Origin of the sequence: Natronorubrum halobium (genome assembly GCF_051351675.1) — an archaeon.
Lineage (GTDB): Archaea > Halobacteriota > Halobacteria > Halobacteriales > Natrialbaceae > Natronorubrum.
In genome coordinates, this window is sequence record NZ_CP195595.1 from 2,205,170 (window position 1) to 2,230,953 (window position 25,784).

The following is a 25,784-nucleotide window of genomic DNA, read 5'->3' on the forward strand; positions in this document are numbered from 1 at the left end:
TCCGATCACCGTGGCCCCGTTCCAGCAACGCTAGCAGCGGACGGCGACCGACCGTCCTCGAGTGATCGACCCGACCACGATGTCACCACAGAACGACCCCGCGCCGTCGGACGAGCCACCGGACACAGCCAGTGGCGACGTACTCGAGGCGCTGCTGCTCGAACTCCGAGGCGAGGAAAACGACGCTAACCGAGCAGCGCTTCGTCGGGCACTCGAGGTCGACGAGTCCGATCCCGACGGGACCGAAACCGACGAAGCAGGATCTGATAGGCACGATATCGGCGAGTCCGTCGACACCACGTTCGCGGACCTGCAGGCCGAACTCGAGGCGACGAGGAACGAACTCGACGTGCTACGGTCGGATATCGAGGATCTGCGGACGACCGACGACGCCCTCCGGAGTCGCCTCGAGGCGACGCTTCAGCCCGAACTCGACGAGGTCTCTCGGCGGCTCGCGGACCTCGACTCCCGGCAGATCGATCGCCGCTCGGAAGTGAACGGCCTCCGGACCGAACTCGACGGCGTTCGGTCTCGGCTCGAGCAGTCGACCGGTGAACTCGAGGCCGCGATCGACACGCACGAAGCCGCTCTCGAGACTCGGACGGACGAGCAGTCACGGCGAATCGACGGCCTCAAAGCGCGACTCGAGCGAGAAGTGGTGTTGCTCCGGTCCGAGCTGTCGACGCAGATCGGCGACGTCACCGAGGATCTCGAGGGCGTTACCGACGAACTCGAAGCGCTCGAGGAATCAATGCCCAGCGACGCCGACGACCGAATCGCCGCACTCGAGGCGGATATCGAGACCGTCGAAGCGTGGCGTCGGTCCGTCGCGAAGCGTTTCCAGTAGCGAACGCCCGCCGATCTGTCGGCGAACGATCGGATGCCGTGAACTTTAAGCGGGCGTCATCCGCGTATCTGGGTATGAAAGCCACCGCCATGGCCCACCCGATTCAGGGGTTGGTCAAGTATCACGGAATGCGCGACGATATCAAGCGGCTTCCGTACCACGACAGCATCAGCCTCTGTACGGCCCCGAGCCACACCCGCACGACGGTCGAGTTCTCGATGGACTACGACGAGGACACGTTCGTCGTCGACGGCGAGGAACTCGACGGCCGAGCCCACGAACGGGTCGAAGCCGTCGTCGAGAAGGCCCGCTCGAAGTCCGACGCCGCCCACACCGTCTACCCCGTCCGCCTCGAGAGCGAGAACAGCTTCCCCTCGAACGTGGGCCTCGGCTCCTCCTCCTCCGGCTTCGCGGCCGCCGCGATGGCGCTCGCCGAAGCGGCGGAACTCGACGCCTCGCGCCAGGAGATTTCGACCATCGCGCGCGTCGGGTCGGCCTCGGCCGCGCGCGCCGTCACCGGTGCGTTCTCCCAACTTCACACCGGACTGAACGACGAGGACTGTCGCTCCCGGCGCATTCCGACGGATCTCCACGAGAATCTCAAGATCATCGTCGGACTCGTTCCCTACCACAAGGAGACCGAGGACGCCCACAACGAGGCCGCCGACAGTCACATGTTCCAGGCCCGGAACGCCCACATCCACGGCCAGATCGCCGAGATGCGCGACTCCCTGCGGAACAACGACTTCGAGAACGTCTTCGAGATGGCCGAACACGACTCCCTTTCGCTCGCCGCGACCACGATGACCGGCCCCTCGGGCTGGGTCTACTGGCAGCCCGCGACCCTCGAAATCTTCAACCGCGTCCGCCAACTCCGCGAGGAAGAGGACATCCCGGTCTACTTCTCGACCGACACCGGTGCCAGCGTCTACGTCAACACCACCGACGAACACGCCGAGCGCGTCGAAGAGGAGATTGCTGACTGCGGCGTCTCGACGACCGTCTGGAACGTCGGCGGCCCCGCGAAACTGCTCGACGAAGAGAAGCACCTGTTCTAGAACCGACGTTTTGCGCTACGGGTGCGCCGAAGGCGCACACTCGATAACATCTTCAACAGAGCGCTCCGCGCTCTTTTGGACTGAGCGATTCCGACGGGATCGCTTGCAGTCGGGCGGCGTTGCCGCCCGACGACCTCGCGGGGTCGAAATCTACTCGAGCGAGCGCCCGAGCGTTCCCGGGCCGCCGACTGCGACGACCTCACCGGCGCCGTCCGAGAGCCGGACGACCGACAGCGCGGCGGCGGGAGAGGCGAGGTTCGCGCTCGTCGGAGTGCGGTAGGCGTCTCGGACTTCGTAGGCTATCGTCGCTCGAGGCGGAGTCGCGATAAAATAGGTCGGCGGGTGAGTCCACGCGAGTGACCGAACCGCGTCACTACGCTCGCGTGTAGCGCATCGCTCGCATCGCTGCGCCCATCCCGATGAACGCAACGACGGCGATCACGAGCCACTGTCCGGTCTGCGTCGAGAGCGCCTGGGCGGTCATGCCGAGCAAGTCGGCGCCGATAGCCCGTCCCAACGCGAACAGGACGACGACGAGTCCGACGATCGCAACGAGGGTCTGCATCACGGTCGACAGTATCCACGCTCCGGGAGCGACTCCCGGTTCGTCGGGCCGACCGTCCGGCTGCGCTGCTCGACCACCGTCACGGGGTCGGTCGTCACCTGCTTGTCGTGACATGGAGTTTCACCCATCGCGTCGTACTCGCCGGTCAGCATTTATTATCCGGAGCGTACCCCGTTTCCGATTCCGTGACAGTCGTCGCCGGATGGCGTTCGGTTGCTCGAGAAGAGACGTATGCAACGCCTATGCCGATATCGGAGAGGGTGGAGAGCCGGACGTATGAAATCGGGGTCGATACGGGCTCACGTCCAGCGGTCTAACCCCGTCTGGCTTACGCTCTCTTCGATCCGCTCGAAGCCGCGCGCGACCTCGTCCGCGTCGACGGCCCACTCCTCGCAGACGTACTCCCTCGCGGCCTCGAGATCCGGATCGAGCGACGTTTCGAACTCGTAGTCGTCGGTCACGTTCGGGTCGCGGAACAGCTGGCGGACCCGGTCGCCGTACTCGACGTGCGCCCCGCGGGCCTCGAGGACGCTCCAGAGGTCCCCGTGTTCGGTGATGGCCGTGATGGCCGTCTTGGGGCCGATGCCCGAGACGCCCTCGTTGAAGTCCGTCCCGATGAGGATCGCCGCGTCGATGAGTTGCTCGAGAGTCAGTTTGTGATGGTCGAGCGTGGCCTCAAGATCCATCAGTTCCGGATCGCCCTTGCTCGTCAGCTGGCGCAGGGTGAGCGGGGAGCCGAAGAGCAGGGCGTCGTAGTCCTCCGACCCGACGTAGTCGGCGTCACCCCGCTTGACCATGTGGGCCGCCTGGGCCTCCCCCTCCGCGGGGGCCTCGACGATCGGCACGTCGAGCAAGCCCAGGAGTTCGCGGCTGGTCTCCTGGATCGTCGGCGTCAGCCGCTGGGTGCGCGACTCGAGTTGGGCGATGGCGACCTGGTCGCCCTCCTCGCGGGCGGTCTCGAGTTGCTCCTCGTACGTTCGGCGCTGCTCGCGGCGCGATTCGATCTCGTCGTCTTTGAGTTCGGAGGGGCCGCCGTCGAAGACCATCACCGGAACGATGTCGTGTTCGAAGAACTTGGGCAGTCCCTGGACGATACCGATGAGGTTTGCAACCTCGGTACCGTCCGCGGTCGTGTACGTCCCGCTGTTCGTCCACTTGACCGTCGTCGTCAGGTACCGGTAGAGCCAGTTGTGCGCGTCGACGGCGACGACGCCCTCGACGTCCTCGAAGGGGATCTCCTCGATGACGGCGATATCTCGAAGTGCAGCGTTTCCCATTGGGGGTGTCTTGGAACGACTGGGATTTGTATCATTGGCTTCCGGCCGTCGCTGCTCGAGCGGCTGCGATACTGTCGAACGCCTATTCGAACGGTTGCTATCGTGGCAACGAGGATTTCCACACCCTCCCCAGCCGACTCACTCACGACCGTGGGCCGTTCGCTCGTCCCTCGCGGTTACCGGCGCGTCTCGATGGCCTCTCGCCGCGCCGATGCGCACCAAAAAATAACCTGTACCGCACTCAGTCGGCGGAGCCGACACCGGGTGGTCCGCCATCACGGCGCGACTCGAGAAACGACTCCTCCTCGTCGCTGAGGTCGCGGTCGCGAAACTCCTCGAGGCCAGCCTGATACCGCTCTCGTTCGCTCCGGTCTGCGCCATCGATCGGTGTCGGGTACTCGAGGATCAGTTCGGCGATACCGGTCGTCTCTCCCGTATACGCGAAGCCGGTTCGGTAGAGCGCCTCGTAGGCGAAGGGGTTGTTGACGGCGATCCGAAGGCGGTCGTAACCCCGTTCCACGGCGCGGTCTCGGACGAGTGCGAGGAGTTCCGGGCCGATCCCCTCGCCGCGCCGACTGCGCTCGACGGTCACGTAGCGCAGCCAGAGGGTCCCCTCGTCGGTGCGGTCCTCGTTGAACGCGACGGCTGCGACGATCGGGGTCTCGACGGCGGAGCCGTCGATCTCGGCGGCCGAAGCGTTCTCGTCGATCGCAGCGGTCGCGTCTCGAGCGACGGCCTTCCCGGTGTTCGTCATGACGAACTTCCCGGCGTAGCTGAAGCGCTCGTAGTCGAGCCGGAGTTTTGGACCGTCGGGCGGCCAGCCGAGTAGTTCGTACTCCACGCTGGTTCGTTTACGCGCCAGACACTAAGCCCGGTGGGGTGTCGATCCGCGGTCGGGTGCTCGTCGGTCACTCCGCTCGAGCGCTCGATACCGATCCCGCACTCAACACCACTGAACTGTCTCAGTCCGAATTCGCCCGCCGTGAGAGCGGTGGCCTCGCGGAGGTTGTAGGTGCTGGTCGAACCCTTTTGGACGCGCTCGTGGTACCCGGGGATATGAGTGCCGAGTCCGATAACGTGACGGCGTTCGGTATCAGTGGGGCCAGCGGCTGGCTGGTCGGTGGCGCAGTCGGCGGCGCCGTCGGTGCCGCCGCGTTCGGCGTCCTCATGTGGCTGTTCGACCCCGCGGTCGTCGAGGTCGCGATCCCCTCGATCTACGGCCTCGATCCAGTCGGACCCGTCGGCTGGGGGATTCACGTCGCCCACGGGATCGGTCTCGGTCTCGTGTTCGGTCTCCTCGTCACCCGCGATCCGATCCTCGGCATCCTGTTGACGGACGTCGAGACGGATGCCGTCTCCGGGGTCGGTGCGATGGCCCGGATCGTCGGTGCCGGTTTCGTCTTCGGACTCGCGGTCTTCGCGATCCTCCCGCTGCTCGTCCTCCCCGTCTGGGCCGAGGCCGGGGCCGCGGGCGGCGGCGTCGGAGACTTCCCGACGGCCGCTATCGAGACCCTCCTCGGTCACCTCGTGTTCGGGACGGTCCTCGGAATCGTCTTCGCAGTGACCGTCGATCTCCACGGCCGGACCGCCGATCGGCCGCTCGAGGACTGACGCCTCGGATTCGCCGACGCGGATTCCGACGATCGAGTCAACTCGGTTCTGTTCGAATCGACCATCGGTGCTCGGTCGACCGTCGCGACGCGCAGTACGACCGGCGAGTGAAGGCGAAAGATACCCGTCGCTATCGGATATACCTAGTACGAGAATGGATCCGACACAGCCGTCGTCGAACGGGCCGAACGCGGACTCGGACGTGCTCGACGACGCGTTTCTGGCGCTTCGCGATCGGACGCGCCGGTACGTCTGCTACTTCCTGCTCGAGCGCGAGACAGCCTCGCTGTCGGAAGTAGCCGACGTCGTCGCCGGCTGGATCCACGCGACGGACGGCGGGATCGTCGAGCCACAGTGCCGATCTCACCAGTATTCGAGTCTCCTGCACACGCACGTTCCGCGACTCGTCGAGATCGGTATGGTTCACCACGATGAGCAGCGGGAGACGCTCTCGCTGGACCCCTGTCCCGAACCGGTTCGAGACATGGTCGCTCGAGCCTGCGCGTCAGAAACCGGCTCCTGATACCGGATCCCGACACTGGCGGCCACCGACACGCGAGTCCCCGAAACCGATGACACTCTCTGATTGCTTCGATCGAATCACTCGATCGAACCGGTCGGTCGCCGTCTACGCACCCCCGCCACGGCCGGCGATCGTCGACCGACTCGAGGCGGAGGTCGGCGTCAGCGCCGTCGAGTACCGCGCCCTCCCGGACGTGACGGCAGCCAGTCAGGCCTTTCTCGTCGTTCGCGAGGACGAGGAGTTCGTCGCCGCGATCGACCTCGAGGCCGTCCGCGAGTTCCTCGAGCCGCCGATCCACGACCCGTGGGACGGGCTGCTGGACGAGACGACCTACCGGCGCGTCATCGAGGTGTTCGAGTCGACGGTGTGGCACGACCTCGACCGACGACAACTGCTCGCGGTCAGTCGCGAGATCGAGAACCGAGCCTGGCAGGTCGGCAGCGGGACCCTCCGAGTCGGCTTTCAGCGCTCGAGTGCGCTCGAGGCGATGGTACCGGTCTACACCCGTCTCGCTGCCGAATCGGGACTCGACATCCACGTCTACATCGACGACGAGTGGGCCCAGCCGTCGATCCCTGGCGTGACGATTCACGCCGAGTCCGGCGACGAGATCGGCTCGTTCTGGTTTCTCGTCTTCGACGGCGACGGCGACGAACTCTGGAACAGCGCCTTGCTGGCGAACGAGACCGACCCCGGCGAGTTCGACGGCTTCTGGGTCGACGACACGCGACGGGTCGCGACGCTCGAGCGCGCCGTTCTCGAGAGTGCCGTTCTCGAGAGCGCCGAGTGACCCGTGCAACGATCGCTGCTCGCGGTGGTGGAGTCTTCACACGGGTTGACGGTTGGAGCATGCGAGGTTTTATTGGAATCTGACTCCACTACGGGTCAATGACCGAACGCTCAGGAGCTACGAAAACGAACTTTTGGGCGGACACGGAGGACGACGTAGCACTTCACCGTTTCCAAACCCTCGTCAACACGATCGACGACGCAATCTTTCAGTTGGATCCGGCAGAAAACTTCGTCGCAGTCAACGACACGATCGTAGACGCAACCGGCTACACCCGGGACGAACTACTCGGCTCACACATTTCACTGGTCCTAACTGAAGCCGATGTTGAGCGTATTGAAGACGCGATCCAGAGTCACGTCGAAACGGATGACGTCGATCTTCCTACTCTCGAACTCCCAGTGGAAACGGCCGACGGTGAAACGATACTGTGCGAACTCCGATTCAACCTTTTTATAGAAGACGGCGAGTTTCGAGGCTCTGTCGGCGTCGTCCGCGAGATCAGTCATAGTGCTAGGCGGAAAGAAAGAGAAGAAAAGCTCACCCAGTACGAGAACATCGTTGAGACGGTAGAGGACGGTATCTACGTCCTCGACGACGAGTATCAGTTTTCGACGGTGAACCAAGCCTACGTGGATATGACCGGTTATTCACGGGAAGAACTCCTCGGGTCCCACTGTTCGCTCGTCGCCGAAGATACCGCCTCACTCGAGGCGGCAGAGCAGTCTCTGCATTCCACACGGACGGCCGAAGATGTAGCGACCATCGAAGCCGCTATCGTGCGAAAAGACGGAACGCGGCTACCCGCCGAGAGTAAATTCACCCCGCTCGTCTCGAACGATAACGGACACGAAGGAACGATCGGGGTCGTCCGCGATATTTCCGAACGGAAAGACCGCGAGCAGGAGCTGCGAAAGTACGAAACCATTTTCGAGACCGTGGAAGACGGGATCTATGTCGTCGACGAGGATGGGCGCTTTACGATGGTGAACGAATCCTATGCGGACATGCTGGGCTACGCGGCGGAGGAGTTGGTGGGATCCCACGCCCTGACGGTCGTCGACGAAGACGTCCACCGAGTCGCACAGGAGATGGAAGCAGGAATCACCGAAGGCGAAGTGGATACCCCTTCGATGGAAGCGGAGATACGGACGGCCGACGGCGAGCAGTTCTCCGCTGAGGCGACGTTCGCAGTACTCCCGGCACAGGGTGGCGGGCGTGAGCGCGTCGGTGTCGTTCGGGATATCTCCGAACGAAAGGAGCGAGAACGGGCCCTGGAAGAGAGCGAGCAACGGTACCGAACGCTCATCGATCACTTTCCCGGGACGGTCGGGCTGTACAACGAGGAGTTCGAGTACACGTTGGTCGGTGGTGAAATGCTCGACGCCCTCGATATTTCCAGAGACGAAGTGATCGGCTCTTCCATCTACGAACGGTATCCAGACGAGTTGGTGGAGCGGATCGAGCCGCATTTTCAGGCGGTTTTCGAAGGCGAATCGCACACGTTCGAAGACCGGTATCTCGGTCTCGATCTCTGGGCTCACACGTTGCCCGTGCGGAACAGTAACGGTAACATCTTCGCGGGCATGCTGATGGTCCAGGACATTTCCGAGCGGAAAGAGTACCGACGGAAAATCGAGGAATCGAACGAACGGTTGGAACAGTTCGCCTACGCTGCCTCTCACGACTTACAGGAACCGCTGCGGATGATCTCGAGCTATCTGCAATTGGTGGACAACCGGTACAGCGACGAACTCGACGAGGACGGACAGGAGTTCATCGCCTTCGCCGTCGATGGTGCCGAGAGGATGAAACAGATGATCGAGGGTTTGCTCCAGTATTCCCGGGTCGAGACGCAGGGAGATTCGTTCGAACCGGTCGACCTCGATTCGGTATTCGAAAACGCACTCGAGGACCTGAGAGTGAAAATCGAGGAAAACGATGCAGACATCACGGCAGAACCACTGCCGCGAGTCCACGGTGACGCCGGACAGTTACGACAGGTCTTCCAAAACCTGCTGAGCAATGCGATCACCTATAGCGGGGACGAACCGCCACGAGTACACGTCTCCGTCGAGGAGAACGCGGGGAACTGGGTCTTTTCAGTTCGAGACGAAGGCATCGGTATCGATCCGGATGACCGAGAGCGTATCTTCGAAGTGTTCCATCGGCTTCACACCATCGAAGAACATTCGGGAACTGGGATCGGGTTGGCACTGTGCCAACGTATCGTCGAGCGGCACGGCGGGGATATCTGGGTCGATTCCGAGCCCGGTGACGGAGCGACGTTCTCGTTCACGTTGCCTCTCGACGAATGATCCATGGGGCGATAGTCTTCGATTGCAGTAACGCGGTTTCCGAAAGGACGGATCCGAGTTGTCTGGTTGTTCGCGAGGTCCAAAAAGGCGCTCAGCGTTCGTTCGAGGGCAGAAATACGCGGACCGGGATTTGAACCCGACTGCGAGACGGTCCTGCTCGCCTCGCTGGCACTCGGCTGCGCGGGCTGCGACTCGCGTGCTTCAAATCCCTCGTACGATTGCTGTCGCTCGCGAGTTTGCTCGCGACAGCAATGTGCGGACCGGGATTTGAACCACTCCCGAGAACCTGCTCGCTACGCTCGCAGAACCTCGGTATAATTCAAATCCCTCTCGCGCATTTTCTCCTCACGTCCGTTCGTCGAAAAGTGCGCGGACCGGGATTTGAACCCGGGCCATGAGCTTGGAAGGCTCAGGTCCTACCACTAGACCATCCGCGCGCATTCCTCGATTCTGCCTCGGTGTTTAAGGCCCTTCCGTTTTCCGCCAACCCGCTCGAGTCGGCCACTTGTCCCCACCGACTCACGAGCGCACCGGGCCGACCGATCACTCGACCGAATCGGATTCCGCACCCGATCCGGCCACCGTCGCGTAGCAGTTCCCACTCGAGACCTCCCACTCGACCACCTCGAGCGTACTCGCCGCGAGTTCGGCCTCGAACTCCGCCGGCGCGTAGATGTGGTAGAACCGATCGACGGTTTCGCCGTCCGGCAGCGTCCACTCGACGGTCGTGTCGAACCCCGCCGTCTCGTCGAACTTGTCGTGGGCGGTCGACCACGCGCTGACGAGCGCGCGGCCGTCGGGGGCGAGCACGCGCGCAAGTTCGTCAAGGCTGTTCCGACGCGCTCGCTGGGTCGGGAGGTGGTGCAGCGTCGCGACGTAGACCGCGGTGTCGATGGCGTCGGAGGAAAGCGGCAGCCGTGCGGCGTCGCCCTGACAGAGCGCGACGTCGAATCCGCGCTCGGCCGCGCGCTCGCGGCCGGTCTCGAGCAGCCCGCGGCTGACGTCGAGACCGATGACGCGCTCGCAGTGGGGTACCAGCAGTTCGGCGTGTCGGCAGTTGCCACAGCCGAGGTCGAGACCGACGGAGGACTCGCTCGAGTCCGCCACATCCGCGCCCGCGTGCGTCTCGACGAACGCCTCGACTTCGGGCCAGGCGTACTCCCTGGTCGAGGCGAAGTGCGTGGCGATCCGGTCGTAGGTGTCGCGGACGGCGGCCCGTCGACTCGCGTCTCGAGCGTCCGGTCGGTCCTGCTGGTCGGCCATCGTCGGCTCTCGTCGGGGAATGCGCAAAAAGCGTTCGCAACCGGTTCACGACGCCGGCTGTAACTGTTTGCCGGAGCAACCGCGAGACGATCCCGCTTGCTCCGGAAATGACTCACAGCCGACATTCAGACGATAATCGCGAAGAGGAGGATCGTCAGCCCGATCATGACGGCCGCGTGTTTCGCGCCGCCCCGGACGTCACCGGTGCTCAACTGGCCGGCGATCAGTCCGGAGAGCAGTCCCTGCAGGAGCGTCGCGTGGTAGAACAGCGTTCCGTAGGCCGCACTCTCGTCCTCCGAGAAGCCACCGAGGCCGTCGATGGCGGCGCTTCCACTGGTACCGGTCGCGATTTCGGCGCCCCCCGTGGGCAGGTTCGGCAGGAGATACGCCGCGAGCACCGTGATGATGAACAGGAAGACGAGAAACGAGACGTAGACGACGATCAGGTACTCGACCATCCGCTGTCCGCGCTCGTGCTCGAGTCGACGGTCGGCCGCGGCCTGTCGGGCCGCGATCCGAAGGACGGTCGCGATGTTCCCACTGGCGTTCATCGCCTCGGTAAGCAGGGTGACGACGCGGGAGGTCGACCGCGTGCGCACCCGCGTCTCGAACCGGCCGAGTGCGGTCTGTAAGTCGGCACCCCACTGGACGTCCGCCCAGACGCGGTCGAGTTCGATCCCGAGCGGGCCGAGGTTCGAGCCGCGAACGTGGTCGACCGCCGACACCAGCGGCATGCCCGCCTCGTTGACGCTCGCGAGTCGATCGAGCAGGTCGGGAATCGCCGCCTCGATGGCGTCGATTCGACGCCGATGGCCCTCGTAACAGATCGCGAACGCCGTGACGACGAGAAACAGTCCGAGCGCGACGGCGTCGTCTACCGCTGCGACGTCGAACCCGCCCTCGAGCGCCCCCGGAAGCTGCCAGAGGATCCCCGCGAGGGCGACCGGGACGGTGATCGCCAGCGACAGGGACGGGCACTCGAACAACGTCCGGGTCGGGTTCCCGAATCGCTCGCGCAGCCCCGCTATTCGTCGGTAGTAGCGGACGCGTTCGACGTTCGGATGCGCTCTCGCGGCGAGGGTGTCGACACGATCACTCGGCTCACCGCCGTCGGTGCGAGGCACGTGAGCGGCCGCGTTCGCGATGCTCTCGGCGGGTTCTGTCGTTCCGTCGGCCGCCGTTCCGGGCGTGATCTTCTCGGTAACCACGCTCAGGTAGATCACGAACGCGAGGTTGCCGAAGGGAAGGATCAGGTAGACGAGCGCCTGCAACGGATCGAGCGTGTCGCCGACGGCGATGCCGATGACGACGAGGATCGTGATGAGAAAGAGCGGTCCGGCGACGAGCACCGTCACGTAGGCCTCGGCGAGCGTCGCCAGCAGGTCGAGGGTGCGTTCCTGCCTGGATTCCGCTTCCTCCTGGTACTCGTGATACTGCCGCTCGAGGAACTCGGAGAGGCTGTGTCCGCTCTGGAGGACGCTGACGAGGTTCTGGGTGAACTCGCCGAACTGCGGACTCGGGGATCGCCGGCCCATCGTCTGTAGCGCCGTGACGACGTCCATGCCGAACGTGTCCATGTTGCGCACCGCGACCTCGAACTCCGTCGCCGCCTCGCCGTAGGTCTCCTCCTGAGCGGCGACGATCCGGATCACCTCGGGGAAGGCCATCCCGCTCTTCGAGAGCGCGTAGACGAACGCGACCGTCGAGGGGAGCGCCGCCTCGATCCGACGGGCGCGGTTGTCGACGACGTAAGAGGGGTACCACCAGCGGAGCCAGTACGCGCCGCTGCCCGTGATCGCCCCGAGAGTGAGACACGAGGCGAACAGCAGGCCGAACAGTTCGAGGGGCGATAGCGTCGGCACGCCTCCGAGGTTCGCGAGGAATTCGAGGGCGCCGGGCAACGCCTCGCGCAACGTCGCGGGATCGATCGAGAGCACGAGCAGGAGTCCCCAGATGACGTAGATGCCGAGCACCGAGCCGAGGATCGCGAACAGTCCGGTGTACAGCAGGGTCTTCGCGCCGTACTCGCGGTAGGTCACCGGGAACTGTGCGGCCCGGAGTGCCGACTGTCTGTCGGGGTGTTCGCTGCGGAACTCGTCGAGGTAGCCGCCGAAGAGCCGAATCGACGCGCGAGTGAGAGCGCGATCGACCCGGCTCGAGTACCCGGCGGCGACCACGGGTGAACACCAGCAGAGGGCGACGAGCAGCGGGAGAAAATTCGAGACCGTCATGGCGGGTCTCGGTGGTGATCGCTCCCGTCGACGCGGGCGTGCTTGCGTCCATCTCGAGACTCGCTCCCGTCCACGTGCGTGTGCTCGCGACCGTTTCGATGCTCGCTCTCGCCCGCGCCGCCCTTGGTGCCGGTCGCATCGTTCCCGGTGTCGTCCGCGCCGCCCTCGGTAAACGAGACGCCTACGTCACCACCGTCGACCGAGTCGGTAGCGTCGTCGCTGGCGTCCGCGATCGTCTCGAGGATACGTGCCGAGTCGGTGTAGTACTCGTTGACCAGCGCGGTAAAGCGCCGGTAGTCGGTGATCCCGTTTCGCTGCAGATATTCGAGGAAGCGCTCGCGGTTCTCGAGTTCGTCCAGGAGGTCTCGCTGGCTCCAGCCGCGGTCCTCGCGGACGGCCTCGAGTACCTGGCTCCCGCTGGATCGGAAGCTGTCGGTGTCGCCGTCCCAGGTGAACGCCGTCGAGTAGTCGAGTTCGCCCGTCCGCTGGTCGATGCCCTCGATCTCGGCGAGGACCTTGTTTCGCCGGACGCGGCCGTCCTCGAGGCGGGTGAGCGTCTGGACCGAGAGGATGTCCAGACTCTGGACCATCGGCCGGGGGACGTTGATGGGCTCGTTCTCGAGACGATTGATGGCCGTCTGGACCGAGTCGGCGTGCATCGTCGAGTAGGTCGTGTGGCCGGTGTTCATCGCCTGGAAGAGCATCATCGCCTCCTCCCCGCGAACCTCGCCGACGACGATGTACTCGGGGCGGTGTCGCAGCGCGGAGCGCAGCAGGTCGTACATCGTGACGTCCGTGCCCTCGTGGATGCGCTCGCGCGTGACCGAGGAGAGCCAGTTGTCGTGGTACAGTTGCAACTCGCGGGTGTCCTCGATCGTCAGCACCTTCGCGCGCGGCGGGATGAACATCGAGATGGCGTTCATGCTGGTCGTCTTCCCCGAGGCGGTCCCGCCCGCGAAGACGAGGCTCTTGTTGTGTTCGATCGCCAGCCAGAGGTAGGCCATCTGCTCGACGCTGAACGTGCCGTACTCGAGCAGATCAACCGGCGTGAACGGCTCGTCGGCGTACTTGCGAACGGTGAAGGCCGAGCCCGGGGGGTCACCTCCTCGCCGAGCGCGAGTTCCGCGCGCGAGCCGTCGGGCAGGGTCGTCTCGACCATCGGATCGCCGATGGAGATGTGCCGGCCCGAGTGCTGGGCGAGTCGGACGACGAAGCCGTCGAGGTCGGCTTTCGCGAAGGAGACGTTCGTCTCGATGTCGGTGTACTCGTCGTGGTAGACGAAGATCGGCAGCTCGTAGCCGTCACAAGAGATGTCCTCGACGTGGGGGTCGTGCATGATCGGATCGAGGCGACCGTAGCCCCGGAAGTTCCGGTGAACGGAGTAGAAGAGCCGATAGAACGTCGCCATCTCGATATCCGCGCCGTAGCGCTCGAGGTACTCGTGGACCGTCTCCCGCAGGAGCGTCTCGATGTCGGTGGCGTCGTCCTCGCGATACAGCAGCGGATCGCGAATATCGTCGAACAGCGTCTCGAGCAGGACGGCCTCGTCCTCGCGAAGCGTCGGTTCGACGGTGTGGTACCGATACTGGTTCGTCTCCGGATCGTGGCCGATCGTGACGAACGAGAACGGCGCGTTCACCCAGTAGCGCTTGACCTCGTCGAGGCCGTCGATGCCGTCGAACTCGAGCAGCGGGCCGTGGGCCGCGGGGTCGTAGTTGGTGACGTCGATCTCCGACCCTCGTAGCGTCTCGAGAACCCGGCGGATCGTCCGGCGGGCGGTCTCGAGAGTCGACTCGAGGGGGTTATCGACGCTCGTTGCGGGGTGAGCCGAATCGACACTGGCACCGTCGTCGGACGCCGGGCGATCGGTCGCGGCTGGGTCGGTTTGCTCTACCATCTGTGAATTCGTCCCGCGAGCGAGTCCGTTCTCGGCGTGCTCGTGAAATGGCGACTCGGGGGACAGGGGGTCTCTGGCATGTCGCGCGCGAACTGCCATAAGTGAGACGGCCGATCGTCGACTCGCCGATTCGACCATCCGGAAACTGGTATTCGAACTGGACGGATTCCGACGCGGGGTGCGTTACGTTGATACGGTGTGAGTGCGAACCCTCGGGTACGGAATGAGGCGCGAGCATTTCACACTAGATGTCTGCAATGTCGACTGGGTCGAGACCGATGGCGAACCGAGCAAACCCTCGGTATCGATCGACTTTACCGGCCCGGCGACGATGCTCCGCGAGCGCCTTACCGGCTCCGACGGAGACGTCCTCGAGGCGAGCGAAACGGACGTCGCGCTCCGACTCCAGGAACCGCTAGGTAGCGACGCCGCGGGTGTCGTCAGCGTCACGAACCGAGTCACGGGCGAGTTCATCCTCGAACTCAACGAGGCGGCCGACGACGTCCTCACCTTCATTCGGGCCGCCCGCGGCTACGGCGAGGACGCCACCGAAGACGAGGGCCGATACGAGGTCGAAATCACGCTCGACGGCGACCACTTCGTCACCTACGACAAACGGACGTTTCTGGTCTACGACGACGAGGGGAACCTCCTTCGCCAGCACAGCCTGATCCCGAGCGGCGTCGAACTCTAGATCGCGTTCGTCCGGCTCCGAACCCCGATCTTCCCGGTCCGCTGGAACTGACCGGCAGCTATAAGTGTTTTAGGCACGCCTAAACCAAACGAACGCCGGCGGACGCCGGAGGGTCGATCGATGGGGAACGGACAACTACTCACGACGGCGGCCGAGGAACAACGACCGGAGCCAGACGGAGAGAGCGTGGTACTCGAACTCGATAGCGTCGCCAAACGGTACGGTACCGAAGCGGTCATCCCCGACCTCTCGCTGTCCGTCCGCGACGGTGAAATTCTCACGTTACTCGGCCCGTCCGGCTGTGGCAAGACGACGACGCTCCGACTGATCGCCGGCCTCGAGAGACCGAACGAGGGCCACATCAGGCTCCGAGACGACGACGTCGTGGGCAACGGCCGCTTCGTCCCGCCGGAGGAACGCGGCGTCGGTGTCGTCTTTCAGGAGTTCGCGCTCTTTCCCCACCTGACCGCCCGCGAGAACGTCGCCTTCGGCCTGCAGGAGTGGGACGACGAGGAACGCGACCTGCGGGTCGACGAACTGCTCGAACTCGTCGGCCTCGAGGAACAGGGCGACAGCTACCCGGAGGAACTCTCCGGCGGCCAGCAACAGCGGATCGCACTCGCCCGTTCGCTGGCGCCGGAGCCCGAGATGCTGTTGCTCGACGAACCCTTCTCGAATCTGGACGTCGATCTGCGCGTCGAGATGCGCGAGGAGGTTCGCCGGATCATCAAGGAAGCAGGTGTCACTGCGGTATCCGTAACCCACGATCAGGAGGAGGCGCTATCGATCTCCGACCGCGTCGCCGTGATGAACGAGGGCGACGTCGAACAGATCGATACGCCCCAGCAGGTCTTTCAGCGGCCCGAATCCCGCTTCGTCGCGGGCTTTCTCGGCCACGCCAGCTTCCTCTCGGGGGAAGTACGCGGCGACAGCGTCGACACCGCGCTCGGCCGCGTCCTCCGCGACGACGTCAACGGCCTCGCGCACCAGTACGACGGAACGAACCTCGATCTGCTCGTCCGCCCCGACGACGTGACGGCCTTCCCGGCGGAGGGCGAGGAGGCCAACGGCTCCGTGGTCTACCGCCGCTATCTCGGCCCGACCGTCCTCTACCGCGTCGAACTCGACTCCGGAGAGACCATCGAGTGCATGCACAACCATTCCGATCGAATCGATCTGGACGAACGCGTCGCCGTCCGCGTCACCGCCGACCACGAACTCGCGTGGTTCCCGGCCGACCAGCGCGACGGGTCGACGCCGGCCGCCGCCGACTGAGGTCCTCACGATCCCCTTTGGCCCTCGATATCGTTCGAGACGGTATCTCGAGTTCGCTTTTGCAATCGCTCCGTGAGCCGTACCGATACGAGCTCGTCCCGAGAGCAGGATGTGCGAGCGGTGGCGTCCGATGAATGGGTTGATGAACGGGACTGTCCATCGTTCGATAATGACAGACAGGAACTGGCGACGGATCGCGACGACGTGTGGACTCGCCGCGCCGGTCGTCGCGCTCGGCGCGATCCTCCTCGCGACGCTGCTCGCCTCGCCGGAGACGTTCACCTGGCGCGACCGGGCGCTCTCCGACATGGGTCGCTACGAGGCTCGGACGTTCCTCCTCTTCAACGGCGGGCTGATCCTCGGCGGACTGCTCGGTGTTCCCTTCGGGTGGCGACTCTGGACCGCGAGTCGAACCGGCTTCGAGCGTCTCGGCGTCGTCCTGCTCTGGGTCGCGACCGTCGGCCTGCTCGGCGTCGGCGTCTTCTTCATCGGTCACACCAATTTCTACCTCGGAACCGATCTGCACCCACCGGCCGCGCTGCTGTACTTCGGGCTCGCGCCGTTCGCACAGTGGATCTACGGCACCGGACAGATTCTCGTCGACGAGCGGAAAGTGGGGCTCGTCTCTCTTTGGCTCGGCCTCGTTCATCCGCTCGCGTGGCTGGGCTGGCTGCTGTATCGGCCCGTCGCGAGCGATCCCGCGGCGTGGTTCGCCGTCCCCGAGATGGTCGCCGCCCTCGCCTTTGGCTGTTGGATCTTCGCGCTCGCGGTCGACCGGTACCGACGGGAGGCCGGGAACCACCGGAAATCGATACGCTGAGCTCGCACGAACGGTCTTGTTTCGGGGTTTCACACAACGTTTATGCCGAAACCGTTCGTACAGGCGACCATGCATAAAGACGAACTCCTCGAGCTCCACGAAGAACTCGTCGTCATCATGGAGTACTTCTCACAGCGGGAGGACGTCGACGAGGCCCTCTTCGAGCCGTATCACCAACTCGACGTCGATCCCTCGCACGTCCACAAGTCCAAGAGCGAACACAAACACGCCGTCTTCGTGCTGGGCAACGCGCTCGCGAAGGGGATGAGCGAAGACGAGTTCTCGAGCGCCGGCCGAATTGGCAAACGAATGAAAGAACTCGCCGAGGACGCCGAGTCAAAAATATAGACCGTATCTAGGCGAAACGTATTTAGTCCGGTTCTCGCTTGTTGACGTATGGACTCGCGCACGCAAGAGCGCGCCGAACAATGGGACTCTCGCCCGTTCAGTGGCGGTTACGACGGTCTTACTGATCTCGCTGCTTCTGAGTTCTCGGGAGCCGTCGCTGCCGCCGGAACGTGGCTGTTCATGCTCAACGGCCGCATCGTCGGCGTCGTCGACGGAGCGATCGAGGACTTCGAGAACGCCTCCGGAACCGTCTACGAGGCCCCGCACCCCTCTCTCCCGTTGCTCTGTACGATGGAAGCACAGGGCGGCGAGACGAGAGCGAAGTACTACACCAACGAGACGCCGCTCCGGGAGGTCGACGGGACGCTCCAGGACGGTTCGTTCACCGGCTACGTCGAACTGAGCGAGAACGTCCTCAGCGGCGACTACTACGCCGTCTACTACGGCGGTCGACGGATGGCAGCCGCCTACATCGGCAACGCCGAACGGTTGCTCACCGGCGACGAGGCGTTCGACCGAGCCGACGACGAAGTCGGGATCTACACGGTCCGCGACGTCGATATCGACGTGACCGACGTCCCGGGAACGGGTGACGCCGACGACAGTGTCGGAACGAGTGCCGCGAGCGGTTCCGACGCCGAAGCCGACCCCGCGTCGGACACAGTAGCGGACGTCGACCCCGCGTCAGGCGCAGGAGCGGACGCCGACCCTGTATCGGGTTCAGTGACCGATTCCGAACCCGGCACGAGCACCGATAGCCGTGACGAACCGTCGGTCGATCCGACGGAGTCCGCGATCGAATCGATCGATCTCTCGGGATCCGACTCCGACACCACGGCCGACGACACGACCTCGAACGCGCTGATCGAGGACGTGGCGATCGACGACGTGACGTCGGGATCACCGGACCGCGAGGAGACGGACGGACCCTCTGGGATCACCGCGACCGATGAGGCGACGCTCGACACCTCCTCGAGTGGAATTACCGCGACGGAGTCCGATCCCGACGCGGCCGCGGCGGACTCCATCGACGCGGAGCCCGAACCGAACGCGTCCGTCGCCGACGAGTCGGTGTCGACCAGCTTCGACGAGACCGCGACGGAGTCCGCAGCGGCCGACTCGGCACAGACCGACCCGACAGCAGCCGACTCGGCACAGGCCGATCCGACAGCAGCCGACGCCGCACGGACAGATCCGACCGCTGTACCGGACGCGACGCCGGATCGAGGCGACAGTCGGGATGACGGCGACGAGCCGCCGTCACCGGACGAGACGGAAGTCTCCGAGAGCACCAGCCCCGACCTCGCGGAGGTGGAGGCGGCTGCGGAGCAACTGGACCAGAACGACATCTCCTGGACCGAGGACGACGTCGAATCGTCGACCGAGAAATCGGAGCCGGCGGCTGCGTCGGATTCGCCGTCCGAACCGGATGCCGAATCGGAACAGCAGGCGGACCCGGAGGACGAGCGGTTCGAAGAGGAAGCGCAGTGGCGCGAAACGCGCAGCATCCCGTCGATCGATCCCGACAACAGCCAGGCGAGCGAGTCGAAACGGGAGCCGGCTGCCAGCCGCGGGGCGACCGAGCGGACGAGTACGAGCGGCCGTCGACAGTCGGAGTCGGCGACCAGCGGATCCGACGGCAGTGACCGCGACACGTCCACACCGTCGGCCGACTCGAGTGGGAGTTCGACTGCGACAGCCGAGCGATCCGCACAGCAACACAGCGCCCAGCAACGACAGCCACAGCAGGCGGAGCGTGCCGAATCCGGCTCCGGCCGCGGAGCCACGAGCACCGCCGACTCGAGCCCCGAACAGCAAGAGCGGATCGCCACGCTCACGCAGCAACTCGAGACGCTCGAGGAGCAACGCGACGCGCTCGTCACGAAAGCCGAAGAGCTCGAGGCCGAACGCGACCAGCTGCGATCGGAGAACCAGGAGCTGAGTTCGACGGTCGACCGGCTCCAGAGCCGGATCGAGGAGCTCGAGACCGAACTGCAACGCGCTCGCGAGGCGACGGCCAGCGACGCGGAGTCGAAGACGCCGGCCGCGAGCACCCAGCTCCCGCCCCAGCAAGCGCTGGCCGAGACGAACCTCTTCGTCCGGTACGGCTCGAAGAGTCAGCCGACGCTCGAGACGGCCCACGGCGGCGACGCCGACAGGAGCGAGGTCGCGTCGAACCTACAGCTCGAACACCACACCAGCTTCGACGCGGCCGACGTCGCCGTCGACGGCGATTCCTACGGCGACTTCCTGCCCGCGACGATGGAGTACCAGTTCGTCGAGTGGCTGACCGAGACGGTCCTCTACGAGATCCGGGACACCGGCAACGCCGACGCGCTGGGCGATCTCTACGACGCGATTCCGCGGATCGACCGCGCCGAACTGGGCGCGTCGATCTCGCTCGCGGACGACGAGACCGAGGACGTCCCGGACGAAGTGACGTTCGACGTCGTCGCGTTCGACAAGATGGGCAATCCCCTCGTCGTCGCGAACCTGAACGACTCGCGCGAGCCCGCAACGCAGGGAATGCTCGAGGGGATGGAGGAGGCCGCCTCGGCGGTCAAGGCCAACTACCCGGACCTCGCGGCGTCGATCGTCGTCACCTCGAGTTACTTCGAACCCGGCGCGCTCGAGGTCGCAGAACAGGCGACGGGCGGTGGCTTCCTCAGTCGCGGCTCGAAGCTGAGTTACGTCTCCCTCTCGCGAAAACAGGGCTACCACCTCTGTCTGGTCGAGTCGCGTTCGGAAGGGTTCCACATGAACGTTCCCGAACTCTGACTCCGGATTCCCCTGTTATTCGATATGCTGTGGACGAGAGCGCGATCAGCAGTGTATTCTGGTGAGACGTAGCCGACGGTATACCGTCGCGAGAGCGTGAGATCGGCGTCCGTCCGAGAAACCGGTCGGTCCGGGATGCGTCTCGGGAGACACGAAAGCGGCAGAACGGTGGTTATCCGCCGGCTGTCGACCGGCATCGACCGGACGAGGACGGGCGCCAGCGGCGGTCGGTTTGCGATTCGATTCGGCGGGGACTGTTCCCCCTAACTCAGGACGGCTCGAGAGCGGCTGTCGCGCTCGAGTCAGATGAGTGGGAGAGAGACTAGCCTTCGATTTCGGCGACGTCTTCGATCTTCATGCCGTCGAGTTTGTCCATAATGTCGTCGAGTTTGCCGTCGAGTTCGTCGACGAACTCCGCGGTGCGCTCGGTCTTGATCGCACCCTGGCTGGAGGGCTCGATGAGGTTCTCCTCTTCGAGGACGCGCAGCGAGTAGCGGACCTTGTGGTGGGGGTATCCCGTCTCGTTCGACATCTTGACGATCCCGATTGGCTCGTTCTCGATAACCATCTTCAGGACCTGCAGATGACGTTCCAACATATCGACTTCCTTCTCAAGTCGGTCTATCATGGCATTTGTTAACTTGTCGTTGGACCTTTTAAAAGTTACTCCTGCGGATCCAACTGTGCACTGTCAACTCGATGGTTGTTCCTGACAGTAGTTAACGTTTCCGTTCTCGGATCGACTGTGCGCAATATTCACCGCACGAATCAGATGCGGTCTCCGGAACGCAGCGGATGATTCCGCGCCGATATCGGTCGGCTAGATGTCGTACCCGCGGGCCGACTCGAGCGCGCCAGTAACGCCATCGGTCGCGACGAGCCGACCAGCGAGGGTGCCCGTCGAATCAGTCGACTATCACGAGGGCACGAGGGGTGGGCACCCGTTGCGAGCGGGCGAACGTATCCACATCTGTGTATATCTCGGCGCGTTCCACCCGTCCATACCGTAATCTGTTTATCGACCCGGCAAGAACCCGTCGCTGTTATGACCGTCACAATCGTCGGGTCGCAACTCGGCGACGAAGGCAAGGGTGGGGTCGTCGACCTCTACGGCGACGCCGCCGACGTTGTCGCCCGGTATCAGGGCGGCGACAACGCTGGACATACCGTCGTGGACGACGGTGAGAAGTACAAGCTATCGCTCGTGCCGTCGGGCGCCGTCCGGGGCAAGGTCGGCGTCCTCGGAAACGGCTGCGTCGTCAATCCCGAGACGCTGTTCGACGAGATCGACACGCTCCGCGAGCGAGGACTCGACCCCGACGTGCGCGTGGCCGAACGCGCACACGTTATCCTCCCCTACCATCGAGCCCTCGACGGCATCGAGGAGGAAGAGAAAGAGGATCTCGCGGCCGGGACGACCAAGCGCGGTATCGGCCCGACCTACGAGGACAAGGCGGGCCGCCGCGGCGTCCGGATCGGCGACCTGCTCGATCCCGAGGTGCTCCGCGAGCGCCTCGAGTACGTCGTGCCCCAGAAGAAGGCCCTCGCCGAGGACGTCTTCGGCAAGGAGACCGGCGAGGAGTTCGACGTCGACCACCTCTACGACACCTACCGCGAGTACGGCGAGCGCCTCGCCGAAGAGGACATGACCGTCGACTGCGGGACCTTCCTGCAGGACCACATCGACGACGGCGACAACGTCATGCTCGAGGGCGCACAGGGGACCTCGCTCGACATCGACCACGGGGTCTACCCCTACGTCACCTCCTCGAACCCGACGTCGGGCGGCGCGACCGTCGGCACCGGCCTCGGCCCGACCGTCGTCGGACAGGGAGAGGTCGTCGGCATCGTCAAGGCCTACCTCTCGCGGGTGGGTACCGGTCCGCTTCCGACCGAACTCGGGGGCGTCGAGGATCAGACGCCGGACTACGAGGACGAGTCGGGCGCAGGCGAGGCCGAGGAGGAACTCGCGACCTACATCCGCGACGAGGGCGGCGAGTACGGTACCGTCACCGGTCGGCCCCGCCGCGTCGGCTGGCTCGACATGCCGATGCTCCGCCACGCGGCCCGCGCGAACGGCTTTACGGGGCTCGCGATCAACCACATCGACGTCCTGGCGGGACTGGACGAGGTGAAAGTCGGCCACTCCTACGAGTTCGACGGAGAAGAGATCTTCACGATGCCCCCCACCACCGAACAGTGGGGCCGCTGTGAGGCCACGTTCCGGACCTTCGACGGCTGGCCGGAGGTCGACTGGAGCGAGGTCGCAGCGGAGGGGTACGAGGCGGTTCCCGAGAACGCCCGAACGTACCTCGAGTACGTCAGCGACGAACTCGACACGCCGATCTACGCGATCGGTGTCGGTCCCGGCCGCGAGGAGACCGTCATCGTCGAGAATCCGTACGAATCGCCGTAGCGCTTCGGACTCGCGACCGTCGCTTTCACTCCGACGCGTTCCCGAAACCTTTTGCTGCATGCGGACACCCTTCGTACTATGAAGGAATCGCTGCTGGAGATTCTCTGCTGTCCGCTCGACAAACAGGATCTGGAACTCGAGGACGCCGAATACGCGACCGACGGCGACGAGAGCGACGAGATCGTCGCGGGGACGCTCGTCTGTAGCGAGTGCGGCGAACGGTACCCGATCGAGGACGGAATCCCGAACCTGCTGCCGCCGGATATGCGCGAGGAAACCCCGGCCTAACCGGCCCGATTCACCATGTCTCGAGAGGCCACCGTCCACGTCAATCGCGGGTCCGCAGACTCGCTCGAGACAGCCGTCGGTACGCTCGAGACGCGAGATTCGTTCAATCTGGTCCTCGAGAGCCACGGGCCACCAGCACACGTCCACTGTCGCCTCGCCGGCGACCTCGAACGGATCGCGACGCTCGAGACGTCGAACTACTACGTCGAATCGGAGGGCGAGACGATCGTTCCCGTCCACGTCGCTTCGGAGACGATCGACCGTCCCGTCGAGGGCGTCCTCGAGGTACTGACCGGATACGGGTCGGAGTCGCTGTCGATCCCCGTCGTCGCGAAACCGGCCCCGGCCGCGGTCGACGTCGACGACTCCCTCGGTAAACCCCCCCAGTCGGAGCCGGAACCGACCGCGTTCGAGCGCGCGGTCGCCGCGAGCGGTCTCGAGCCGGCGACGCTCGTCGTCGTCGCACTCGGAATCGTCGCCGTCGGCATCGCGACGACGACGGCGGCGGCAATCGGCGGACCACTCGCGATGGCCGGCGTCGGAATCGTCGCCATCGGCTTCTGCGTCGCGGTACTGTTACTGCTTCAGTGAGCCCGTTCGGTTCACGTATCTCGATTCTCGTCGCCCTCCTGCCGTCGACCACTGAACGAAAACGGATCGCCGTTATCGGTGCCGCACGGTAGATCGGGACGGGATCGACCTAGTCGTCGCGTCGCTCTCGAGCCTCGAGGCCTCCCTCCTCGTCGAACCGCTTCGCCCGGAGGTATCGCGCGCGGAAGCGGTTCGCGCCGTCGTTGACGTCCGCTTCGCGGATCTCGTCGGTCCGGCCCTCGGCGACGGCGTCGATCAGTTCCGCGAGCTGGTTGAACTCGCTGGTGGTCAACTCGAGTTCGTAGGTGCGGTCGTCCTCGGACTCGAGGATGGTCCACTTGCGGGCGGCGGCGACGACGAGCGAACAGGGTTCCCGGCAGGGGAAGGGGCCGTCACCGCCGTCGACGTCGAGGTCGTCGCCCTCCTCGTACTGCCACTCCCGGCGGCGGAGACACTGCGAGTCGACGCAGCAGGCCTCGGCCATCCAGTCGACGGCCTCGCGGGGCAGTTCGTCGATCACGTCGTAGATGCCGGTCTGGCGCTCGGCGGTCTCGAGCCAGTGGTCCACGTCCAGCGCGTCTCGCCGTTCCCGGTGCCAGTTGGCGACCGTCGCGGGGTAGAAGAACTCGACCGTCTCGACGAGTTCCGCGCCCGAGAGTCCCGTAAAGGCCCAGCCCGAGACGAGCGTGGGTGCGGTCTTCAGCGGCCGGTAGCGGCCGTCCTCGTCGTAGGTCGCGATCTCGCGGGCGTCGAGGGGGTCGTCGTAGACCTCGAGGTCCGCGAGGTCGGCGTCGGCGTCGTCGACGTGCCAGCAGCCGTAGACCCGCTCGCCGCCGGGTTCGTCGACGTCGACGAACCTGGTTGTGATAGCCAGCTGTCCCCACTGGCGATCGATGCCGTCGCGCAGGGCGTCGTATCGTGCTGGGACTGCGAGTGTCTCCTCGTCCGTCGGCCGGTCGGTCTCGGCCCCGTTCTCGCGTTCGTCGTCCTCGAGCGGTGCTCGTTCGCACCGGCGGAGGAACGCGCGGCGAGCGGTCTCCTCGCCGGCGACCGACTGCTGCCAGTAGTACCAGTTCGTGACGTACTCCGCGATCGGCTCGAGCGCCTGCTGGAGATCCGCTTCCTCGAGCCCCGTCTGCGCTCCCTCGGACGTCTCGACGGTGTACGCGTCGTCCTCGCGCTCGATTCGGAGGCCGTCGAACTCGATCGGTGCCTCGGACTCGATCGCGCTCACCAGCGATTCGAAATCGGCGGTCGCCATCGTCACGCGTCAGTCACCCGCCTCTGCGCCCGGGTCCGTGCCGGCGTCGCGATCCGTCTCGCTCGAGAGCGTCACCTCGTCGCGGACCGCCTCGAGTGCGTCGCCGATATCGGCCCCGGCGTCCGCCGCGCGCTCGAGGAGGACGTCGGCCATCAGGCCCTCGGTGCCGACCGCGCCGGCGTACCAGATGCGATGGCCGTCGACGTCGGCGGGAACGTTCCAGCCGAGGCGATAGTCCTCGGTCAGTCCCACGTCCTCTGGAATGTCCTCCTGGGTGTGGTAGCCGTCGGCGATGAAGAGGGGGACGACGACGACGTCCTCGCTCTCGAAGAACTCCGTCACGTCGTCGACCTCGGGCTCTTCGTCCATGAACAGCGCCTCGACCTCGTCGAACCGATCCATCTCGCGGATCCGGTCGGTGTGGTACTCGACGGCCTTCGCCGAGTTCTCGTTGCGCTCGGTGCCATGGCCGACGACCGCCAGCCCGAACCCCTCGCCGACGTTCGGATCCTCGGTGACGGACTCGGCGCGCTGGACGATGACGTCCGTCATCGCGTCGTGCGTGCCGGCCGGGCCGCAGTAGTGGATCGTCTTCCCGACGTCGTCGGCCTCGAGCGTCACCTGCGAGGCCTCCGTCCCGTCCGACTCCCACTTGGCCGGATCCCACTCCTCGAGGCGGAGTTCGCGGGGGATCACCTGCTCGGTGAAGTAGCCCTCGCTGATGAAGAGGGGGACGACGAAGACTTCGTCGGACTCGAGGGTCCGGATCACCTCGCGAAAGTGCGGTTCTTCCTTCCAGAACGCCTCGCGAACCTCGTCGAACGCGCCCGTCTCGCGGACGGTATCCGCGTGGGCGTAGGTGGGGTCGGAGGCGTCCGGATTCAGGTGCGAGCCGTGCGCCGCGATAACCAGCGCTTGCATGGTCGCCCGTTA

At 65.0% G+C, this 25,784-nt stretch carries 23 protein-coding genes, 1 tRNA gene and 1 pseudogene; 14 read left to right on the top strand and 11 right to left on the bottom strand.

Going from position 1 to position 25,784, the window contains the following annotated elements; genetic code table 11:
* Positions 1-79 precede the first annotated feature (79 nt).
* Both ACSFC7_RS10990 and mvaD read left to right on the top strand, forming a co-directional pair.
* Entirely contained in the window at positions 80-847 is a 768-nt protein-coding gene (locus ACSFC7_RS10990; RefSeq protein ID WP_436347725.1) for a hypothetical protein, read from the top strand.
* 74 nt (positions 848-921) lie between these two features.
* Positions 922-1,905: a phosphomevalonate decarboxylase MvaD gene (gene mvaD, locus ACSFC7_RS10995; protein WP_436347726.1), complete on the top strand. Its 984-nt coding sequence runs from the start codon at positions 922-924 to the stop codon at positions 1,903-1,905.
* Positions 1,906-2,278: 373 nt separating this feature from the next.
* Here the strand turns inward: mvaD and ACSFC7_RS11000 are convergent, their stop codons facing one another.
* The 4 genes from ACSFC7_RS11000 to ACSFC7_RS11015 form a co-directional block, all read right to left on the bottom strand.
* The gene (locus ACSFC7_RS11000) at positions 2,279-2,470 is read right to left on the bottom strand and encodes a hypothetical protein (RefSeq protein WP_436347727.1); all 192 of its coding nucleotides are present in this window, start codon (positions 2,468-2,470) and stop codon (positions 2,279-2,281) included.
* On the bottom strand, positions 2,470-2,598 hold the full coding sequence (locus ACSFC7_RS11005; RefSeq protein WP_436347728.1) for a hypothetical protein: 129 nt from the start codon (positions 2,596-2,598) through the stop codon (positions 2,470-2,472). Before ACSFC7_RS11005 ends, ACSFC7_RS11000 begins: the two co-directional genes overlap by 1 nt.
* Before the next feature lie 171 nt (positions 2,599-2,769).
* Entirely contained in the window at positions 2,770-3,747 is a 978-nt protein-coding gene (gene fen / locus ACSFC7_RS11010; RefSeq protein ID WP_436347729.1) for a flap endonuclease-1, read from the bottom strand.
* Between the two features lie 241 nt (positions 3,748-3,988).
* Entirely contained in the window at positions 3,989-4,588 is a 600-nt protein-coding gene (locus tag ACSFC7_RS11015; RefSeq protein ID WP_436347730.1) for a GNAT family N-acetyltransferase, read from the bottom strand.
* A 215-nt stretch (positions 4,589-4,803) separates the two neighbouring features.
* Here ACSFC7_RS11015 and ACSFC7_RS11020 point away from each other — a divergent pair, with 215 nt between their 5' ends.
* From ACSFC7_RS11020 to ACSFC7_RS11035, 4 genes are all read left to right on the top strand, one after another.
* A complete protein-coding gene (locus ACSFC7_RS11020; RefSeq protein WP_436347731.1) occupies positions 4,804-5,358 on the top strand; it encodes a hypothetical protein in 555 nt (184 codons plus the stop codon).
* 154 nt (positions 5,359-5,512) lie between these two features.
* Positions 5,513-5,881 (top strand): DUF7344 domain-containing protein, encoded by a 369-nt coding sequence (locus ACSFC7_RS11025; RefSeq protein ID WP_436347732.1) that lies wholly within the window; start codon positions 5,513-5,515, stop codon positions 5,879-5,881.
* 49 nt (positions 5,882-5,930) lie between these two features.
* Positions 5,931-6,671: a DICT sensory domain-containing protein gene (locus ACSFC7_RS11030; RefSeq protein ID WP_436347733.1), complete on the top strand. Its 741-nt coding sequence runs from the start codon at positions 5,931-5,933 to the stop codon at positions 6,669-6,671.
* Positions 6,672-6,769: 98 nt separating this feature from the next.
* Positions 6,770-8,989 (top strand): PAS domain-containing sensor histidine kinase, encoded by a 2,220-nt coding sequence (locus ACSFC7_RS11035; protein WP_436347734.1) that lies wholly within the window; start codon positions 6,770-6,772, stop codon positions 8,987-8,989.
* Positions 8,990-9,355: 366 nt separating this feature from the next.
* Here the strand turns inward: ACSFC7_RS11035 and ACSFC7_RS11040 are convergent.
* The 4 genes and pseudogenes from ACSFC7_RS11040 to ACSFC7_RS11055 all read right to left on the bottom strand — a co-directional run bounded on the left by ACSFC7_RS11040 (position 9,356) and on the right by ACSFC7_RS11055 (position 14,380).
* A tRNA-Gly gene (locus ACSFC7_RS11040) sits at positions 9,356-9,426 on the bottom strand.
* A gap of 106 nt (positions 9,427-9,532) precedes the next feature.
* Positions 9,533-10,252: a class I SAM-dependent methyltransferase gene (locus ACSFC7_RS11045; RefSeq protein ID WP_436347735.1), complete on the bottom strand. Its 720-nt coding sequence runs from the start codon at positions 10,250-10,252 to the stop codon at positions 9,533-9,535.
* A gap of 125 nt (positions 10,253-10,377) precedes the next feature.
* Entirely contained in the window at positions 10,378-12,483 is a 2,106-nt protein-coding gene (locus tag ACSFC7_RS11050; protein ID WP_436347736.1) for a type II secretion system F family protein, read from the bottom strand.
* Positions 12,480-14,380: pseudogene (locus ACSFC7_RS11055) on the bottom strand (type II/IV secretion system ATPase subunit). The gene ACSFC7_RS11050 and the pseudogene ACSFC7_RS11055 overlap by 4 nt, the downstream one beginning before the upstream one ends.
* Positions 14,381-14,603: 223 nt before the next feature.
* On the opposite strand from ACSFC7_RS11055, the gene ACSFC7_RS11060 reads away from it, so the two are divergent.
* From ACSFC7_RS11060 to ACSFC7_RS11080, 5 genes are all read left to right on the top strand, one after another.
* Complete coding sequence (locus ACSFC7_RS11060) at positions 14,604-15,074, top strand: DUF5793 family protein (RefSeq protein WP_436347737.1); 471 nt, start codon at positions 14,604-14,606, stop codon at positions 15,072-15,074.
* 120 nt (positions 15,075-15,194) lie between these two features.
* Positions 15,195-16,349, top strand: a complete 1,155-nt coding sequence (locus ACSFC7_RS11065; RefSeq protein WP_436347738.1) for an ABC transporter ATP-binding protein — start codon at positions 15,195-15,197, stop codon at positions 16,347-16,349.
* A 169-nt stretch (positions 16,350-16,518) separates the two neighbouring features.
* Positions 16,519-17,169: a DUF998 domain-containing protein gene (locus tag ACSFC7_RS11070; protein ID WP_436347739.1), complete on the top strand. Its 651-nt coding sequence runs from the start codon at positions 16,519-16,521 to the stop codon at positions 17,167-17,169.
* Positions 17,170-17,238: 69 nt separating this feature from the next.
* Complete coding sequence (locus ACSFC7_RS11075; protein ID WP_006089374.1) at positions 17,239-17,517, top strand: UPF0058 family protein; 279 nt, start codon at positions 17,239-17,241, stop codon at positions 17,515-17,517.
* Between the two features lie 48 nt (positions 17,518-17,565).
* Complete coding sequence (locus ACSFC7_RS11080; protein WP_436347740.1) at positions 17,566-20,295, top strand: DUF7527 domain-containing protein; 2,730 nt, start codon at positions 17,566-17,568, stop codon at positions 20,293-20,295.
* Between the two features lie 322 nt (positions 20,296-20,617).
* Here the strand turns inward: ACSFC7_RS11080 and ACSFC7_RS11085 are convergent, their stop codons facing one another.
* A complete protein-coding gene (locus tag ACSFC7_RS11085) occupies positions 20,618-20,923 on the bottom strand; it encodes a hypothetical protein (RefSeq protein WP_008163294.1) in 306 nt (101 codons plus the stop codon).
* 417 nt (positions 20,924-21,340) lie between these two features.
* On the opposite strand from ACSFC7_RS11085, the gene ACSFC7_RS11090 reads away from it, so the two are divergent.
* From ACSFC7_RS11090 to ACSFC7_RS11100, 3 genes are all read left to right on the top strand, one after another.
* A complete protein-coding gene (locus ACSFC7_RS11090; RefSeq protein ID WP_436347741.1) occupies positions 21,341-22,711 on the top strand; it encodes an adenylosuccinate synthase in 1,371 nt (456 codons plus the stop codon).
* A 78-nt stretch (positions 22,712-22,789) separates the two neighbouring features.
* A complete protein-coding gene (locus ACSFC7_RS11095; protein WP_436347742.1) occupies positions 22,790-22,999 on the top strand; it encodes a methytransferase partner Trm112 in 210 nt (69 codons plus the stop codon).
* Between the two features lie 15 nt (positions 23,000-23,014).
* Positions 23,015-23,590: a DUF7524 family protein gene (locus ACSFC7_RS11100; protein ID WP_436347743.1), complete on the top strand. Its 576-nt coding sequence runs from the start codon at positions 23,015-23,017 to the stop codon at positions 23,588-23,590.
* A gap of 109 nt (positions 23,591-23,699) precedes the next feature.
* On the opposite strand, the gene ACSFC7_RS11105 is transcribed toward ACSFC7_RS11100, so the two are convergent.
* On the bottom strand, positions 23,700-24,851 hold the full coding sequence (locus tag ACSFC7_RS11105) for a DR2241 family protein (RefSeq protein ID WP_436347744.1): 1,152 nt from the start codon (positions 24,849-24,851) through the stop codon (positions 23,700-23,702).
* Positions 24,852-24,860: 9 nt separating this feature from the next.
* Positions 24,861-25,772, bottom strand: a complete 912-nt coding sequence (locus ACSFC7_RS11110) for a CbiX/SirB N-terminal domain-containing protein (protein WP_436347745.1) — start codon at positions 25,770-25,772, stop codon at positions 24,861-24,863.
* Between the last annotated feature and the right edge of the window lie 12 nt (positions 25,773-25,784).